This window comes from Dyadobacter subterraneus (assembly GCF_015221875.1).
GTDB lineage: Bacteria > Bacteroidota > Bacteroidia > Cytophagales > Spirosomataceae > Dyadobacter > Dyadobacter subterraneus.
In genome coordinates this window covers 1,837,630-1,853,166 of sequence record NZ_JACYGY010000001.1, presented here as the reverse complement: position 1 = coordinate 1,853,166, position 15,537 = coordinate 1,837,630, and the positions used below count along the sequence as shown (strand labels likewise).

The 15,537-nt window shown below is 38.7% G+C and carries 13 protein-coding genes; 6 read left to right on the top strand and 7 right to left on the bottom strand.

The window, feature by feature from the left end:
- Positions 1–134 precede the first annotated feature (134 nt).
- From IEE83_RS07615 to IEE83_RS07605, 3 genes are all read left to right on the top strand, one after another.
- Entirely contained in the window at positions 135–2,546 is a 2,412-nt protein-coding gene (locus IEE83_RS07615) for an ABC transporter permease (protein ID WP_194120009.1), read from the top strand.
- A 210-nt stretch (positions 2,547–2,756) separates the two neighbouring features.
- Positions 2,757–3,155 (top strand): hypothetical protein, encoded by a 399-nt coding sequence (locus IEE83_RS07610; protein ID WP_194120008.1) that lies wholly within the window; start codon positions 2,757–2,759, stop codon positions 3,153–3,155.
- Positions 3,156–3,287: 132 nt separating this feature from the next.
- Complete coding sequence (locus IEE83_RS07605) at positions 3,288–3,653, top strand: hypothetical protein (RefSeq protein WP_194120007.1); 366 nt, start codon at positions 3,288–3,290, stop codon at positions 3,651–3,653.
- A 126-nt stretch (positions 3,654–3,779) separates the two neighbouring features.
- Here the strand turns inward: IEE83_RS07605 and IEE83_RS07600 are convergent, their stop codons facing one another.
- Together IEE83_RS07600 and IEE83_RS07595 are read right to left on the bottom strand one after the other, a co-directional pair.
- Positions 3,780–4,268: a hypothetical protein gene (locus tag IEE83_RS07600; RefSeq protein WP_194120006.1), complete on the bottom strand. Its 489-nt coding sequence runs from the start codon at positions 4,266–4,268 to the stop codon at positions 3,780–3,782.
- A gap of 19 nt (positions 4,269–4,287) precedes the next feature.
- On the bottom strand, positions 4,288–4,839 hold the full coding sequence (locus IEE83_RS07595; RefSeq protein ID WP_194120005.1) for an RNA polymerase sigma factor: 552 nt from the start codon (positions 4,837–4,839) through the stop codon (positions 4,288–4,290).
- A 169-nt stretch (positions 4,840–5,008) separates the two neighbouring features.
- Between IEE83_RS07595 and IEE83_RS07590 the strand changes: the two genes are divergently transcribed.
- The 3 genes from IEE83_RS07590 to IEE83_RS07580 all read left to right on the top strand — a co-directional run bounded on the left by IEE83_RS07590 (position 5,009) and on the right by IEE83_RS07580 (position 8,884).
- Positions 5,009–5,350 (top strand): DUF6249 domain-containing protein, encoded by a 342-nt coding sequence (locus IEE83_RS07590; protein WP_194120004.1) that lies wholly within the window; start codon positions 5,009–5,011, stop codon positions 5,348–5,350.
- A gap of 131 nt (positions 5,351–5,481) precedes the next feature.
- Positions 5,482–7,929, top strand: coding sequence for an outer membrane beta-barrel family protein (locus tag IEE83_RS07585; RefSeq protein ID WP_194120003.1), 2,448 nt, complete (start codon positions 5,482–5,484; stop codon positions 7,927–7,929).
- 43 nt (positions 7,930–7,972) lie between these two features.
- Positions 7,973–8,884 carry an Rpn family recombination-promoting nuclease/putative transposase gene (locus tag IEE83_RS07580; RefSeq protein ID WP_194120002.1) on the top strand — a complete coding sequence of 304 codons (912 nt, stop codon included), beginning with the start codon at positions 7,973–7,975 and terminating at the stop codon, positions 8,882–8,884.
- A gap of 127 nt (positions 8,885–9,011) precedes the next feature.
- On the opposite strand, the gene IEE83_RS07575 is transcribed toward IEE83_RS07580, so the two are convergent.
- The 5 genes from IEE83_RS07575 to IEE83_RS07555 all read right to left on the bottom strand — a co-directional run bounded on the left by IEE83_RS07575 (position 9,012) and on the right by IEE83_RS07555 (position 15,533).
- A complete protein-coding gene (locus IEE83_RS07575) occupies positions 9,012–11,549 on the bottom strand; it encodes a zinc-dependent metalloprotease (protein ID WP_194120001.1) in 2,538 nt (845 codons plus the stop codon).
- Between the two features lie 38 nt (positions 11,550–11,587).
- Positions 11,588–12,034: a hypothetical protein gene (locus IEE83_RS07570; protein ID WP_194120000.1), complete on the bottom strand. Its 447-nt coding sequence runs from the start codon at positions 12,032–12,034 to the stop codon at positions 11,588–11,590.
- Between the two features lie 3 nt (positions 12,035–12,037).
- Positions 12,038–13,219, bottom strand: a complete 1,182-nt coding sequence (locus IEE83_RS07565) for an ABC transporter permease (RefSeq protein ID WP_194119999.1) — start codon at positions 13,217–13,219, stop codon at positions 12,038–12,040.
- Positions 13,220–13,225: 6 nt separating this feature from the next.
- Complete coding sequence (locus IEE83_RS07560; protein ID WP_194119998.1) at positions 13,226–13,852, bottom strand: ABC transporter ATP-binding protein; 627 nt, start codon at positions 13,850–13,852, stop codon at positions 13,226–13,228.
- A 121-nt stretch (positions 13,853–13,973) separates the two neighbouring features.
- Positions 13,974–15,533, bottom strand: coding sequence for an amidohydrolase (locus IEE83_RS07555; RefSeq protein WP_228102009.1), 1,560 nt, complete (start codon positions 15,531–15,533; stop codon positions 13,974–13,976).
- Between the last annotated feature and the right edge of the window lie 4 nt (positions 15,534–15,537).

Here is a 15,537-nt window from a genome sequence, read left to right as displayed (position 1 = left end):
TGTTGCCAAAGCTAATTAAAAAAACATATAATCCGAAGATTACAAATTACTTACTGATTTGAAAACAGAAAGCATCAGTTTATAATTCAAGAAATATAATCCGATTTTCACTACCAACCTGTTAACTATTCGATATGCTTAAAAATTATCTTAAAATCACATTTCGGAGCCTTTGGAAATACAAGGCCAATTCCATCATCAGCATCACCGGATTATCCATTGGTATCGGCTGTTTCCTTTTACTGGCCACCTACATTCTTCATGAATTGCAGTACGATCAGTTTCAAACCAATGCAAAAGATATTGTCAGGGTTAACTTGTTTTATCAATCCGGCGACAGTGAACCTGTTTATGTCGCTATAACCCCAACGGGAGTTGCGCCGGTTTTTTCAAGAGAATTTGCAGAAGTGAAAAATGCGGTGAGGTTATATCCATTAAGTGGTTCAGGCGTGGTCCCGGTTCAGTATGAGGACAAATTATTTAATGAAAAGAAGGTGGTTTTTGCAGATTCTTCTTTTTTCAAAATCTTCCCTCAAACTTTTATTGAAGGAAATATAAGTACTGCTTTGTCTCAACCAAACTCAGTCGTGATTGATGAAACAACAGCGAAAAAATATTTTGGAAACGAAAGTGCAATCGGGAAATCGGTAAAAATTGCCGAGAAATATACCATGCAGATAACCGGCGTTGTCACTGATCTGCCTTCCTATTCACACATCAAATTCAACTTTCTGGCCAGTTACAGCACTTTGCCCCGTTCCAAAACAGAGGTATTTGAATCTGCTAATGATTACACTTATTTGCTCCTGAAACCAAATACTGATATCCGGACTTTACAATCAAAAGTTGATGGTTTTGTCAACAAAAATCTGAATAATCCGCAGGATCCGTCGTCAAAAGTTCGTCTTGAACTGGAAGCGTTTAACCGAATACATCTTTATTCCAAAGCCTCTGCTTCCATGGAAGCTTCCGGAAATTACAAGTACATTTACATCCTTTCGGGTGTTGCAATTTTAATTCTGGTCATTGCCTGTATCAATTTTATCAACCTGGTTACAGCACGTTCAGCCGTTCGTGCAAGGGAAGTTGGTGTAAGAAAAGTAATGGGCGCCGCCCGTTTTCAGTTGTTCCGGCAGTATCTTTTTGAATGCGGTATTATTACGATTTCCTCCATTTTCGTTGGTCTGATTATTTCATTTCTGGGTTTTCCGGCTTTAAGTAATTTAACAGGAAGTATCTTGAATTTTAGTGTTTGGCCAGCCTATTCTGTCGGTTTGGTTCTTTTTTTACTAGCAGTTTTGGTTACACTTTTATCTGGCGTATATCCGGCGGCAGTTTTGTCAGGATTTGAACCTATTAAAGTTTTGCAGGGAAAAGTTTTATCCAAAGCCAATGGAAGCGGATTACGCAGTTTTCTGGTGGTTTCTCAGTTTACGGTTTCTCTTCTATTCATCATTGGAACAATCATCGCAAATCAGCAATTATCTTATATTCAGAATAAAAATCTGGGTATTAATCCTTCACAAATCATAGTTCTGGATCTTAGTACAGGCATTTCTTCAGCAAAACTTGCATCGATAAAAAATGAATTGCTAAATAATTCCTCCATTGAATCTGTTACCGCATCGTACGATTCGCCTGTAAGCGTGGGAGGTGGATATAATATCACCGCAAAGGATAAACCTCCGGGTTTCAATATGAATATTACCGCCATTCCGGTAGAAAAAGATTTTGTTCCAACCATGGGAATGAAGCTTGTTGCCGGAGAAAATTTCAATGAAACTGATATTCTTCAAGCAACAAAAGACAGCGCTGAATTAAGAAAATTTGCCTTTATATTGAATGAATCCGCTGCGAAAGCGTTAGGCTGGACGGCAGCAAATGCCATAGGAAAATCTGTCAATATGAATGGCCGCGAAGGAGAAGTGAAGGCAGTTGCTAAGGATTTTCATTTTCGGTCGCTCCATGAAAAAATCGGCCCTATTGCAATCATTCCCGAATACAATTATTTTGGTAAAATGCTGGTGAAGATCTCTGGCGATAAAACATCGAAAGCTCTCGACTTTTTGGAAGCAAACTGGAAAACCAATTTCCCGATGCGTCCTTTTGAATACCACTTCCTGAATGAGGAATTTGATGAAATGTATAAAGCAGAAAGCCGTGTTTCTTCAATTCTGTGGTTATTTTCAACGATTACCATCCTTATATCCTGTCTCGGATTATTTGCGTTAGTCGCCTTTATTTCACAACAACGGACAAAAGAAATTGGAATACGTAAAGTCCTGGGTGCTACGGCCCCGAGTATTGTAATTTTACTTTCCAAAGATTTTATAAAACTGATGTTGATTGCTCTGGTTATAGCTTCTCCCGTCGCCTGGTATTTTATGAATCAATGGCTCCAGGATTTCGCCTACCGGATAGAAATTAACTACTGGGTTTTCGTTCTGGCTGGCATTATTGCAATAGCCATTGCATTATTTACAGTGAGTTTTCAGAGTATTAAAGCAGCACTGATGAATCCGGTAAAAAGTCTGAAAAGCGAATAATTTGTGAGCAGTGAATTATAAAAGTGCCGTAATTGATCTAACACATCAATTACGGCACTTTTATTTCATCTTAATGGAGAAAGATTTAATTAATAACTCTTATTAACATATAACTATATCGTCACAAAATAATAATATTTTAATAATGACTATTATTATTTGTAAATTAGGATAAGAATTTGAGTTATTTCTTACCTAAACAATAAGCTCATGCAAAAGTTTTCTTCCTTCCGCTCTGCTATTTTTCTTGTCATGATTTTGATGACATTTGCCTGCACAGATCACAGTATGCCTGGTCCGCCACAATTGGAAACACTTGTTACAGAAATGAATTGTCACGCTTCTTTTACCTACAAACTAAATGTCATTGAAAGTGGAAATATGCATGTGGTAGAATATGGAATTGTTTACAGCGGCACCGCTCCCATTAACCCTACACCCACTATTGATATCAATTCAAAAACAATTTTTAGTGAAGCGTTCACAGATGGAGCAAAAATACAACTTGGCTATTCCCTTTGCGTTCCTGAAACCTATTATAGAGCTTACGCGATTTTGGATGGAGGCACCGTAGTTTACGGCAATATTATTCATTTCCGTTATGTCTAAGCATTTGTCGATGTTAAAAGCCTCTCCGTCTATTAATATGGTCTATTGACCGATTATGCATTTCACCCGTTAAACTTCATGGAAAAAACACGCTCTAAAAGACATAACAAACAAATTAAACTTTTAGAAACCATGAAAAAGATCATCTTATCAATCGCGCTTTTAGCAACACTTACAGTTGGAAATTCTTATGCTCAGCAAGGACGGGCATACAGAAACAGACCAGTTCCAAATGCTCAGATCGACAATAATTTTGAAGAGTTTCAAATTAATAAACTTGACAACATTGTAGGATTGTCGCGCAGACAGGAAAATAAAATCAAGAAAATCGAAAACCATTATGACCGTTTAACCGCGGGCAGAAGAACGCCAAACCTGAAAGAACTGCAATGGAAAAAACAACAGGAAATCATGGCTGTTCTCACCCCGGCGCAACGCGAACGTCTGATGGCTTTTCAACATGGAAATAAATTTGACCGTCACAATCGCAGAGGCTGATTATTAATGGTTAATGGTTAATGGTTAATGGTTAATGGTTAATGGTTAATGGTTAAACGCCAGGAAATGAATGCAAACCATTCAATTCCTGGCGTTTAGTATTTTATAAAATATACAAACAATATGCTAATGCACTGCTCTTTTGCCGAATCTTTGCAGGATAAAATAATCAGCTAAAAGAAGTACACAAAGCGTCACGACAACAATAAAATAAATTACCGGCATTTGTCCGGCATTATTTGAAAAATCAAACATTGCATTGGTTATTTTGATAAGAGATGAATCCATAGCAGTTATTTGTGAGGATTTTGAAAAAAAGCTATACTGAATCATCAATGCAAAAAAAGTCGCCGCAATATACCAGGCATTTTTACTGATAATAGGTTTCTCTACTTTTTTCTTGACTGGCGTAATCTGAGCCATAATCCCTGACTCAAACGATAATGATGGCTGATCCAATTTATTATTTACCAGAAGAGCATGCAAAGCTGATTCCCGTACAAGTTCTTCCGCCTGAACCATTTTCATAACATGATCCGTAAAGTCAGAAGCTGTAAAATCCGGCTCCGACTTTTGGATAAGTTTTTTGAAAATTTCTTCTTTATCTTCCTCCATTTTCAGGCAATAATTTTTGTTACAACAAAAAATGTAATTCCTGTTCCAGTACTTTCCTGGCGCGAAACAATTTAACCTTGATGTTTGACTCTGTCAATCCCGTAATTTCCTCAATCTCTTTTATGGAATTTTCGTTCATATAAAAAAGAGTGATTAACAAACTTTCCGTTTGTGGTAGTTTTGCTATCGCATTTTTTATATACTTCGATTGTTCTGTTGCCAAAATTGTTTCAATTTGTGGTGCAGAAAAATCGAAAGCATAATTTTCTGTAATATCATCGTCAATGGGAAAAACAGGGACTTTACTCTTCTGCAACTTGGAAATTGAAGTCCTGTAAACAATGGTATACAACCAGGTTGAAAATTTGGATTTATTCTCAAATTTCCGGATCTGCTGATAGGCCTTTACAAAACTTTCCTGAGCCGCATCCTCGGCATCTTCTTCATTTTTTAGAATTTTTAATGCAATTGTAAAGGCCATGTCCTTATATCTTTTTACAAGAAAAGCGAAAGAAGACGGATCTCCCCTTTTAATTTTATCAATATAAAACTGGTCGTCCGTATTTTTCATTTGCTTCTTTGCATGGCATATAACTATAAGACTGCACTTGCAGAAACAAGGTTACAGATTCCGGTCACTTTCTTTCATTTAAAATAAATTTATAAAAAATCTGTAACCCCCGGAAAAGTATTGTTGTCTAATGCAGTATAGATAAATTTAACTCTAAAACTGAAAGACAATGAACGGAACCTCCATGATGGTATTTATTTCCATGTTTGCTGCAATATTTGGAATTGCATACGTATTTAGAATAACAAGATACCGCGAACGTATAGCCATGATCGAAAAAGGTGTCGACGCCTCTATGTTTGTCGGGAAAAACAATCAGTCACAATCCCTGACGTTAAAATTAGGAATGTTATCAGTTGGTATTGCACTAGGCATCATTATCGGCAGCATTCTTCAATACAACTACGACATAGAGGTTGCTGCTGCTTATATCTCCATGATTTTCCTTTTTGGCGGAATAAGCCTGATTATCAACTTTCTGATTGAGAGAAAACTTGATCGTACAAATTAAGTTTTCCTTTCACAAAAGCATTTCGATCTTTTTCGCTTCACAAATTTTTAGCCTGTCCTTTTTTTAATATCCGGATGTTCCGGGAAGGATAACTATGCCCTTTTCAATTTATTAGCCATAGAAATAACATCATGAAAATCAGAAAATTATTGCAAAAGCTATTGCTTTCTGCACTGGGAATATTGTGTACCTGCACAACAAATTTCGCGAAGACAAGCTTTAAAACTTACATAATCTCAGGATTTGTAAGCGATTCGACCACGCAGAAAAAACTGGATTTTATTACAGTCAATCTGTTATCTGAAAAGGGAATTCCGGTAAAAGCCGATTACACGAAAAGCGACGGATCTTTCTCATTTTCAGCTTTACAACCTCTAAAATATTCAGTTGTACTTGTTGGTGTTGGTTATAAAAAGAAGACAGTTTTAGTTGATCTTACTGATTCCACAAAACTCAATTCAGATCTTGGAATTTTGTTTTTAACACCTCAAACGGTAGGTTTAAAGGAAGTTACGGTAACTGCAATGAAACAAATTGTAAAACAGGAAGTTGATAGGATTTCCTATGATTTACAGGCGGATCCTGAAAGTAAAGTTTACAGCGTTCTGGACATGATGCGTAAAGTTCCGCTTCTATCGCTCGATGCCGACAACAATATTTTGATGAAAGGAAATAGTGATTTCAAGATTCTGATCAACGGAAAACCTTCCAGCATGGTAGAGAGAAATTACAAGGAAATTCTGAGAACAATGCCTGCTTCCTCTATCGAACGGATTGAGGTAATTACCACACCACCAGCGAAATATGATGCAGAAGGACTTGCCGGTATCATCAATATCATTACCAATAAAAAACTTGATAATGGTTACAATGGTTCTGTAAATGTCAGTGAACGCTTTCCAAGTGGAGGGCCAGGATTTGGCGGATCTTTTTCAGCGAAAATAGGGAAATTAGGTATGTCAGCACTTGGAGGAGCCAGTATTTACAAATCTCCTCAGATAATTAATTCCACTTCAAGAAATACTTTTGGAGATGAAAATACATTTCTACAACAAAATGGAACTGCGGAATCCAAAAATAAAAGTGCTTATCTGGGTTATGAAATTTCTTATGAACTGGACAGTCTGAATCTTCTGTCCGGTCAATTTAATATAAACGGCAGCAAGTTAAATGGAGAAAACGGGCAAAGAAGTTTGTTAACTGATACGGAGACAGTTTTACAAAAATATTCACTCGAGAATCTTACCCGTACCAGAGGTTCAGGAATGGATGCGGCACTGAACTATCAAAAGGGATTTAAGGCAGATAAAAACAGATTGTTAACATTATCATACCGTTATTTTGCCTATACAAATAATCAGAACAGCGATATTGTCATAACAGAGAGTATAAATTACGATCAACCTGATTACAAACAAATTAACGATCAGAAATTTTCCGAACAAACATTTCAGGCTGACTATGTTCATCCTTTAAAACAGTTAAATATTGAAGCTGGTTTTAAAGCGATACTGAGGAATAACGAAAGTGATTTTTCAAATCTTTTTGAGAATAACGAAACAGGATTTTATGAAGTCCAACCCGGATTAAGTAACAAGTTCAGAAATGATCAAAACGTTTTCGGAGCTTATAATACTTACCAATACAATTTCAAAAAATGGAGCTTTAAAGCAGGTGGCCGGGTTGAACAAACGGTGATCAATGCCAATTTTATTTCTAATGAATCAAAACTTTCTACACATTATTTCAACATAATTCCATCTCTTTCAATAAACAGAAAGCTGGCAGGAAGCAGCGATTTGAATCTGGGTTACACGCAAAGAATCCAGCGTCCTGGGATTTATCAGCTCAACCCTTTTGTAGACAAATCGAATCCCAATTTTGAAAAAACCGGTAATCCAAACTTAAAACCGGCACTTGTTAATGATTTTCAGCTCGGATATAACTGGTCCAAAAAACTTTCACTGAATGTTGGCTTAGGATTTACGTTTTTCAAAAACCTGATTTTCCCAGTTGCCGTCTATGATTCTACCACCAATATTACCAGAACTTCTTACGGAAATACGGGGCAAGCCAGACTGCCACAAGGAAACCTGAGCATTAATTATCCTATTACTAAAAAATGGAATTTCAGTCTTAACACAAGGTTTGCATACGGAATGGTTCGCGGCATAGTCAATGGCATTTTGATTAAAAATGAAGGGTTAATGTATAATTTATCCGCTTCTTCCGGCTACCGGTTTGAAAAATCATGGCGCATTAATGCAAACCTGAATGCTAATGGTCGTGGTGTTAATTTACAAGGATCAACAAACAGTTTTGTGAGTTATTCTTTTAGTATTAATAAAGATTTTTATCAGGATAAATTATCATTTTCAGCTTCTGTTAGCAACCCGTTTCAAAAATACCGTCGCAATGTTAATGATTCATTTGGTCCTGATTTTACACAATCTAATATTCGAAGAGACTATTTCAGAGCATTTAATTTTAGTGTAAATTATAAATTTGGGAGGTTGAAAGACTCTATTAAAAAGAACAAACGGGGTATCCGAAATGATGACGTGCAGAGTGGAAGTTAGGTGAAATGTTGCTACATTGTGGGCTCACACACTATAAAATATAATGCAGCAATCTTATCCTACCCCGGGTCGGTTTATCGATCCTTTGACAGATTTCGGTTTTAAAAGATTATTCGGAAACGAACCAAATAAAGAAATCCTAATTGACTTTCTTAATCAATTATTTCTTGGACAAAAAGCAATTCAGGACTTAACTTACAGTCAGACTGAACTTTACGGAGATAATGAAGATTCAAAAAGAGCGATCTTTGATCTGTTGTGCACAGGCGATAATGGTGAGCAGTTTATTGTTGAAATGCAACGTGGAAGACAAGATTTTTTCAAGGAACGAGCCATTTTTTACACTTCGCGTCTTATTAGCGAGCAGCTTCCCAAAGGAAATAAATGGGGTTATAAATTGAAAGAAGTTTATTTCATTGCTCTGTTGGAATTCACTCTGGAAGAAAATACCGACGAACAATATCTGCACGATTTGTGTTTAATGGATAAGCAGACAAAGAAAATATTTTACGACAAGCTGGAATATAAATTCATCGAATTACCTAAATTTACAAAGACAGAAAACGAATTATTAACCGATCTTGATCGCTGGCCGTTTTTGTTAAAGAATCTTGTGAAGATGGACAAAATGCCTCTGTTCATGAGAAAAAGTGTTTTTGAAAAAGTATTTAAAATAGCAGAAATTAATAATTTAAACAAGGAAGAGCGTATGTCATACGATTCAAGTTTAAAGGCAAAATGGGATTATGAGAATGTTCTTGACTATGCGGTCAAAACCGCTGTAAAGAGTGCTGTAAAAACAGCCGATGAAAAAGCGCGTGAGGAAAGTAAGGTTGAATTCGTTAAAAATCTTTTAAAAAATACCGATTTTACGGCTATAAAAATCGCCATGTTGGCAGAAGTTACTGAGCAACTGGTAATAGATATCAAAAATCAGTTGAACGAAAAGAATTAAAATAAAAATACAAATACGTTTAAAAAAATCTGATTCGAGAAACTCGAATCAGGTTTTTTGATTTCAGCTAGTTTCTTAATAAGACCAAATAATTTAGCCAATGAACCGTATCAATATAAAAACAAAACTATTCCCGACTAAAACTTTGAGAACAGCCCATAAAATCCATTAATCCCATAATTGGAGCGCCTGGCGGCATTTCCAGTACCGTTGCAGGCTCAAACTTATCCGGATTTTTGTGAAATTCTTCAATTTGGGAAAGACCGAAAAGAATATTTGCCTTTTGCTTCGGCGTTGCCGATGCCATTTTATCTTTCATCCATTGACCCAATTCTTCTACCTTCAAAAGCGTTTCTCCTCTTACATTTTCCGGTGCTTTGGAATCCGCAGCCAGCGTTAGCAAATACTTTAAGGAAAGATTGTTCACCAGTGTTTGTAGTTCGCCTTTATATCCCGTTACAACCGGAGCTTTCCAGGTTTTTTCTACAATCTTATCAATTACCGGCATTAGTCCCGGCTGGTTTTCATCTCTCGCGTTATATTCTATCAAACGCGCTGCACGTTCTGAACTGAATAAATAGGAAAGTGTAGTTCCTGCTGCCATTTCTGCTGCTGCAATCGGATCGAAAGTGGGGCCTGTATGACCTGTAAAAGTTTCCTGCGTTGATGGATAACCTGTTGGTCGCGGAGGAATTTTTTTGATCAAACCTTCCGGCAATGCCAGTGCTTCGGGAGAAATTGTATTAAGCAAAGATTCCAGCGCTCTCCATTGCTCTTTTGGCTCTACCATTCTGGTTATCACCTGACCGTCATTTTTTACAGCATGGGTAAAATACAATCCGCCTACTGATTTCGCCACAGCTTCAATCTGGTAACGATGCAGCAAATAAATGGGTACCAAAACCTCTTCCAATGTTGCCATCGGTTCCCCTTTTTGAATGGCTTTTTCAGAGAAATTATCCAGAACCTTTCTTCTGACCGTCATGATATTGGTCATTTGGTCAATAGGGTTTGAACCATCGTCCCATTGGTGAGAAGTTGGATGCGCGTTTCCACCAATATCCGGAATATAGATAAATCCTTGTTTCAGCGTTTCCTGCATGATTTTTTCCAAAGCAGCATCTTCATCCGTTCCTTTTGGGAATTCAGTATAACCCCACATTACGGCGCGTTTATCCCAGGTTCCGATTCCTTTTGCATAAGAGTCAGAAATGTCAACAGTTCCATCCGATTTTAAAGAAAATTTTGGAAAAGGATAATCCATCACCGAAGAACGATCTTTCGGACTTGCGGCGAAGTTGTGGTTGAAGCCCAAGGTGTGGCCAATTTCATGGGCCGAAAGTTGACGGATCCGGGCAAGTGCCAATTCTTTCATAGCCGTTGGAACAGGTTTTCCATCCTCATAGGGTTGCAGTAAACCTTCCGCAATCAGATAATCCTGACGGTGACGATCAGAACCAAGCGTTACCACACCTTTTATAATTTCTCCTGTTCGCGGATCGATAAATGACATTCCGTAAGAAAATCCGCGTGGACTTCCGTTACGATTCACCCAGTTAACAACGTTGTATCGAATATCCATTGGATCAGCTCCTTCCGGAAGTTCTTTTACCTGGAAAGCATTTTTATAACCTGCCGCTTCAAAAGCCTGATTCCAGAAAGCTCCTCCTTCAATTAAGGCCGCTTTTACCGGGGCTGGTGCGCCTCTGTCGATGTAATAAACGATTGGTTTTATTGCCTCGCTAGGTGCTGAACCCGGATTTTTCTTTTCAAGTCGGTGCCGTCTGATGAATCTTTTGTTAATCGGCTGATCCATCGGCGCGGAAAAATCCATATAACTGAACTGGCCAAAAGCAGAACGGGTATCAAATTTCCGCGACTTGTATTTATCATCCGGCAATTCAACAAAGGATTGGTGCATATTTACCGTAATCGCACTTGGATCTGGTGCCAATCCGCCTCCGCCACCAAAAAAACTCGTACTTGGATTTCCTCCTGTGAAGGTAATTAAAGCTTCAAATTCTGTATTTTTCGGAAAGTTTTTAGTGTTGTCAATATACAAAACCGAACGGGTTTCATCCATTTTGTAAACGCCACCGCCACCAGCAGGTTGAGAAACAGAAACAGGTCCGGCTGCTCTTCTAACACCTAAACGTGAAGCAATATTCTGACTGTCGCGAACGATAAAAGGCGTGATGTCGATCAGCATTTTTTCACCTTCCACTGCCACCGGAACAAATCCCCAGATAACAGATTTGGCAAAGTTATTTTCAACCGCCTTTTTTTCATCCGGATTTTGCGTGATCGCTCTATAATTATAAACAGGTTCAACTAGAAGTATTTTGGGGCCAACTTTTACAAATTTTGCAATCGCAGAGGATGCTTGTCCACGTTCCGGTCCGCCGCTGCCTACTCCATCTGTCAGTGATGAGAAATAGAGAAATTCTTTGTCGAGCTTATCTACTTCCAGAAATACTTTTCCAGTCTTTTCGTCATAGTAAAAATTAAAAAAACCATCGTATTTTTTCAATCCCTGAATCACCGAAGCAAAGGTTGCAGGTGTTGCCATCGGTTTGGCCGGAGCAGTATTTCCAGCCGGATTCTGGGCATAGGATAAAGTCCCGGCGGCCAGCAGAACGGCTAATGCATTAAAGGTTAATTTCATATAATTAGTAAGGAGTTATTTTTTCAAAATTTCGGTATTTATTTCACCAATTCCGCATTAAGCAGAAATATTTCAGAGCGTAAATCTCCTGTTTTATTCAATAAAAGTTTCCCACGAATCTTGATCGGTTTATCAGTATAGCCCAGTTCTTTTGCCATTTTCACTTCAATCATGGAAGGAATATCGCCTTGGCCGCAATACGGACACTGATCCATTGGTACCACCGCAAGCATGAATTCCTTGTGCTCCACATCTGCATTAATCGGAATCATATAACCTGGAAGTTCAACCAGTTTGTTTTGAAGCGCTTCAAGTTTGGCCGGAAAAGTCGGTACCATTTTAAAGTCTTTATTTTTCTTATACGATCTTTCCGCAATCAGTTTCCAGGTACTTGTCATTAAGGGCACATGCGTGGGTGGCTGCGCTTTTGCAAAGAAAGCAGTTACTAAAAAGAGAAAAAGAAGAACTGTTTTTTTTAAAATCATAAATTAACCTTTCGAAATAGTTTTGGAAATATCAGTGCTGTAAGCCTGAACAGCGGGTAAAATGGAAGCCAAAATCCCGATTATTAATCCTCCGACAATGAGATAGAATTCATCCGGCACAAAAAAGAATCCTGTTAGTTTTGCCTGCGACGAATCCTGAAAATGACCAATGAGTTCCAGTGTAAAATGGCCAAGAATAATACCTAGCAGCGATCCAATTGTTGTCAGAATTATTCCTTCCAGAATAATAATCAGAAAAAGCCGGAACTGGGAGGCACCCATCACACGCATAATTGCCATGTCATACATGTTCTCTTTCAGGTAGTTGTACAAACTTACAAAAACACTGATACCCGAAATAAACATCAGACTTACAGCGAACCATTGCATCGTTTCAACCCCAACACCAATTAAGGAAAATAGCCTGGCACTTTCTTTTGCCGGTGAAGCTGCCTGCATCGATGTAGATTTATTGACAAACATAGGAAGCACAATCATCGCCATCCGGGATTTGTATTGTATCAAAAGAGAAGTAATTTCTCTTTTATCATTCTGCTCGCCAGCTTCAATTCCATGAATATTCCAGATTGTTGAAATATTGGTAAGAATAAGATTATCAGTCGTATTTCCAGTCGGCTCCAAAATTCCGGTGACCCGGTTGGGGCGCCCCTCGTGGGTGCCCTCTTCGCCGGAAGTCAGTCCATGTGAGCCATGAAAAGTATCACCAACTTTCAATTTTCTGTTTCTTGCGACCTCTGAACCTATAACCACTTCAAAATCCTTTTCCCAAAACTTACCGCTCGCAAGCTTCAACTGATACAAATTGATATAACCGCTATCCGTACCCACAATCCTGTAACCAAAATAATTATCACCCAAAGCTAACGGAACCGCACGTTTGACCATTGGATTTTTCGCCAGTTGCTGCGCGTCTGCCAAAGAGATATTTCCGGTTGGAAAATCAATAAAATAAATACTACTCAGAATAAGCTGCAACGGACTTCCCTTAGCTCCTACCACCAGATCAATTCCTTTCGCATTCCCTCTCAATTTATCTCCGATCTGTGTTGTTCCGATTAAAAGTAAAGTCAGGATACCTGTTCCAAAAGCGATAAGCAGTACATTCAGAAAAAATGTCCACTTATTGTATAACAGGCTTTTCCAACTTATCTGAAATGGATTCATTTAAAATTAAAGTACATATTCCTTTGCGAAAGCTTCCTTTACCCGGTCGTCGTGGGTAGAAATAATTAACGTTGAATTTGAGGATTCGGAGAGTTTCAAAAGCAGATTAATTACCGCCTTTGTATTTTTATTATCCAGACTCGAAGTAGGTTCATCAGCTATCAGTAAGGCCGGTTTGTTCAAAACAGCTCTGGCGATAGAAGCGCGCTGCAATTGTCCCTGACTTAACTCGGATGGAAAACTTTTCATTTTTTGAACAATTCCTAATTCTGTCAAAACCTCTTCAATTCGCATTTTATCCTCAGGAAGTTTTGCAAAAGTCTGAGCCAGTTTCAGATTTTCTTCCAAGGTCAGACTTTTGATCAAATGCGGCTGTTGAAAAACCAGACCGATATTTCTACCCCGAAAACGGTCCAGTTCGCGACTGGAAAGTTTATACAAATCTGTTTCCTTAATAATAACCTGACCTTTCGTAGGTTTTATAATCCCAGTCAGGATATGCAAAAGCGTCGTTTTTCCACTTCCCGATTCCCCAAGCAAAAGCCAGTTTTCTCCACGCTGAATATTCCAGTCTCTGAAATTCAGAACTTCATTTCCATTGTAGGTATGGGAAACGGATTTTAGTTGAAGCATAATGGGCGGTCGGCTTTCGGCGGTCAGCTTTCGGCTATTCGTGGATAAGAAGTAATTTTAAGAAAATATTCGACAATCAGCTGCTAGCGTAATGCTGACAGCCGATTGCCGAAAACCGAAGTTATTCCCCCGTTCCTCCGCTTTTTGTTTCTTTTACTGTTGGATATTTAATTCCAAGCTGTTCAAGATACGTAGCGAATTTGGATGGATCGTAATAGTATTTTTTCATCTCTGGACGAAATTCTTCCATAATCTTTTCATTCAGGCGAATGGCTGGTTTGTCGGTTTTTGAAATGATCGCTTCGTATTTCACATCTTTTGTTTGGACATCTGTGAAATATGCTTTTGCGTTTTTAATTACTTCCGGTTTCACAAACATATCCAGCAAAGTCATCGCTTCCACTTTCGCTCCGGCTGTTACGCCTTTATGCGCAATCGGCGTTGCCATCGCAATTGCATTAGACCAGTGATGCCCAGGCAAACCAGGAATGTTGGCAGGATATCGCAAAACAACTGTCGGCAGATTCCAGGAAATATCAGCGATATCATCCGAACCGCCGCTTCCCGGATCTGTGATCGGAATTGGTTTGATCAAAGCAGCCAACGTTGTAGCCAATCCTTTCGTTTCCGCTGATCCGCCTTCACTATTTCCCTGTTCTTTTTGTGCAGCTTTTGCCAGAATCTGATCTTCTTCACTCCACTTTGGCAAACCTACGGCCTTGATATTTTCATACATTGTTTCCGCAATCGCTTTGTTGAAATGTCCCGGCCACGCACTTCCGTACACTTCGTAGGTCATTTTGGTATCTGTCATCATTGCGGCTCCTTCGGCAATTCTTATTCCGTCTTTATAATTCTGCATAATTCTCGGATAAGATCTTTCACGGAAATAATACCACACCGAAGCTTTGGAAGGTACCACATTTGGCTGATCGCCACCATCTTTTATAACATAATGTGAACGCTGCGTGGTTTCCATATGCTCGCGGTGATAATTCCAGCCAATATTCATCAATTCAACCGCATCCAAAGCACTTTTCCCACGCCATGGCGCACCACCGGCGTGAGCCGCCTGTCCTTCAAATTTGAACAAAACGGAAACCAGACCATTATTCCCGGCATCACCATAGGAAACCGTCATGTTATTTCCAACGTGTGTGAAAATACAAGCGTCGACATCTTTGAAATAACCATCACGAATGAAATAGGCTTTCGTACCAACCAATTCCTCCGCAACACCTGGCCAAAGCATGATAGTCCCCGGAATTTTCTCACGTTCCATTATTTTTTTCAAAGCCAAAACCGCAGTAATGTTTAACGGTTCACCGGAATTATGACCTTCTCCATGACCAGGCGCACCTTCAATAATCGGGTCATGATAAGAAACACCAGGTTTTTGAGATGCTTTTGGAATACAATCTATATCACTTCCAACCGCGATCACCGGTTTTCCTGAACCCCATTTTGCAGTCCAGGCAGTTGGTATTCCGGAAATTCCGTGTTCAATTGTAAAACCGTTCTTTTGCAAAATATCAGTCAGGTATTTTGATGTTTCCGTTTCCTGAAAACCAAGTTCTCCGAAACTGAATACCATGTCTACCATCTCCTGCGTCATTTTTTGCTGCTTATCAATTTCTTTGGTCAGCTCCGTTTTTAGTGCGTCAATTTTTGCCGGTGTCATCTTT

Coding starts and splice junctions, on each gene's coding strand:
- IEE83_RS07615 (WP_194120009.1), top strand. CDS start 135: ATGCTTAAAAATTATCTTAAAATCACATTTCGGAGCCTTTGGAAATAC.
- IEE83_RS07610 (WP_194120008.1), top strand. CDS start 2,757: ATGCAAAAGTTTTCTTCCTTCCGCTCTGCTATTTTTCTTGTCATGATT.
- IEE83_RS07605 (WP_194120007.1), top strand. CDS start 3,288: ATGAAAAAGATCATCTTATCAATCGCGCTTTTAGCAACACTTACAGTT.
- IEE83_RS07600 (WP_194120006.1), bottom strand. CDS start 4,268: ATGGAGGAAGATAAAGAAGAAATTTTCAAAAAACTTATCCAAAAGTCG.
- IEE83_RS07595 (WP_194120005.1), bottom strand. CDS start 4,839: ATGAAAAATACGGACGACCAGTTTTATATTGATAAAATTAAAAGGGGA.
- IEE83_RS07590 (WP_194120004.1), top strand. CDS start 5,009: ATGAACGGAACCTCCATGATGGTATTTATTTCCATGTTTGCTGCAATA.
- IEE83_RS07585 (WP_194120003.1), top strand. CDS start 5,482: ATGAAAATCAGAAAATTATTGCAAAAGCTATTGCTTTCTGCACTGGGA.
- IEE83_RS07580 (WP_194120002.1), top strand. CDS start 7,973: ATGCAGCAATCTTATCCTACCCCGGGTCGGTTTATCGATCCTTTGACA.
- IEE83_RS07575 (WP_194120001.1), bottom strand. CDS start 11,549: ATGAAATTAACCTTTAATGCATTAGCCGTTCTGCTGGCCGCCGGGACT.
- IEE83_RS07570 (WP_194120000.1), bottom strand. CDS start 12,034: ATGATTTTAAAAAAAACAGTTCTTCTTTTTCTCTTTTTAGTAACTGCT.
- IEE83_RS07565 (WP_194119999.1), bottom strand. CDS start 13,219: ATGAATCCATTTCAGATAAGTTGGAAAAGCCTGTTATACAATAAGTGG.
- IEE83_RS07560 (WP_194119998.1), bottom strand. CDS start 13,852: ATGCTTCAACTAAAATCCGTTTCCCATACCTACAATGGAAATGAAGTT.
- IEE83_RS07555 (WP_228102009.1), bottom strand. CDS start 15,533: ATGACACCGGCAAAAATTGACGCACTAAAAACGGAGCTGACCAAAGAA.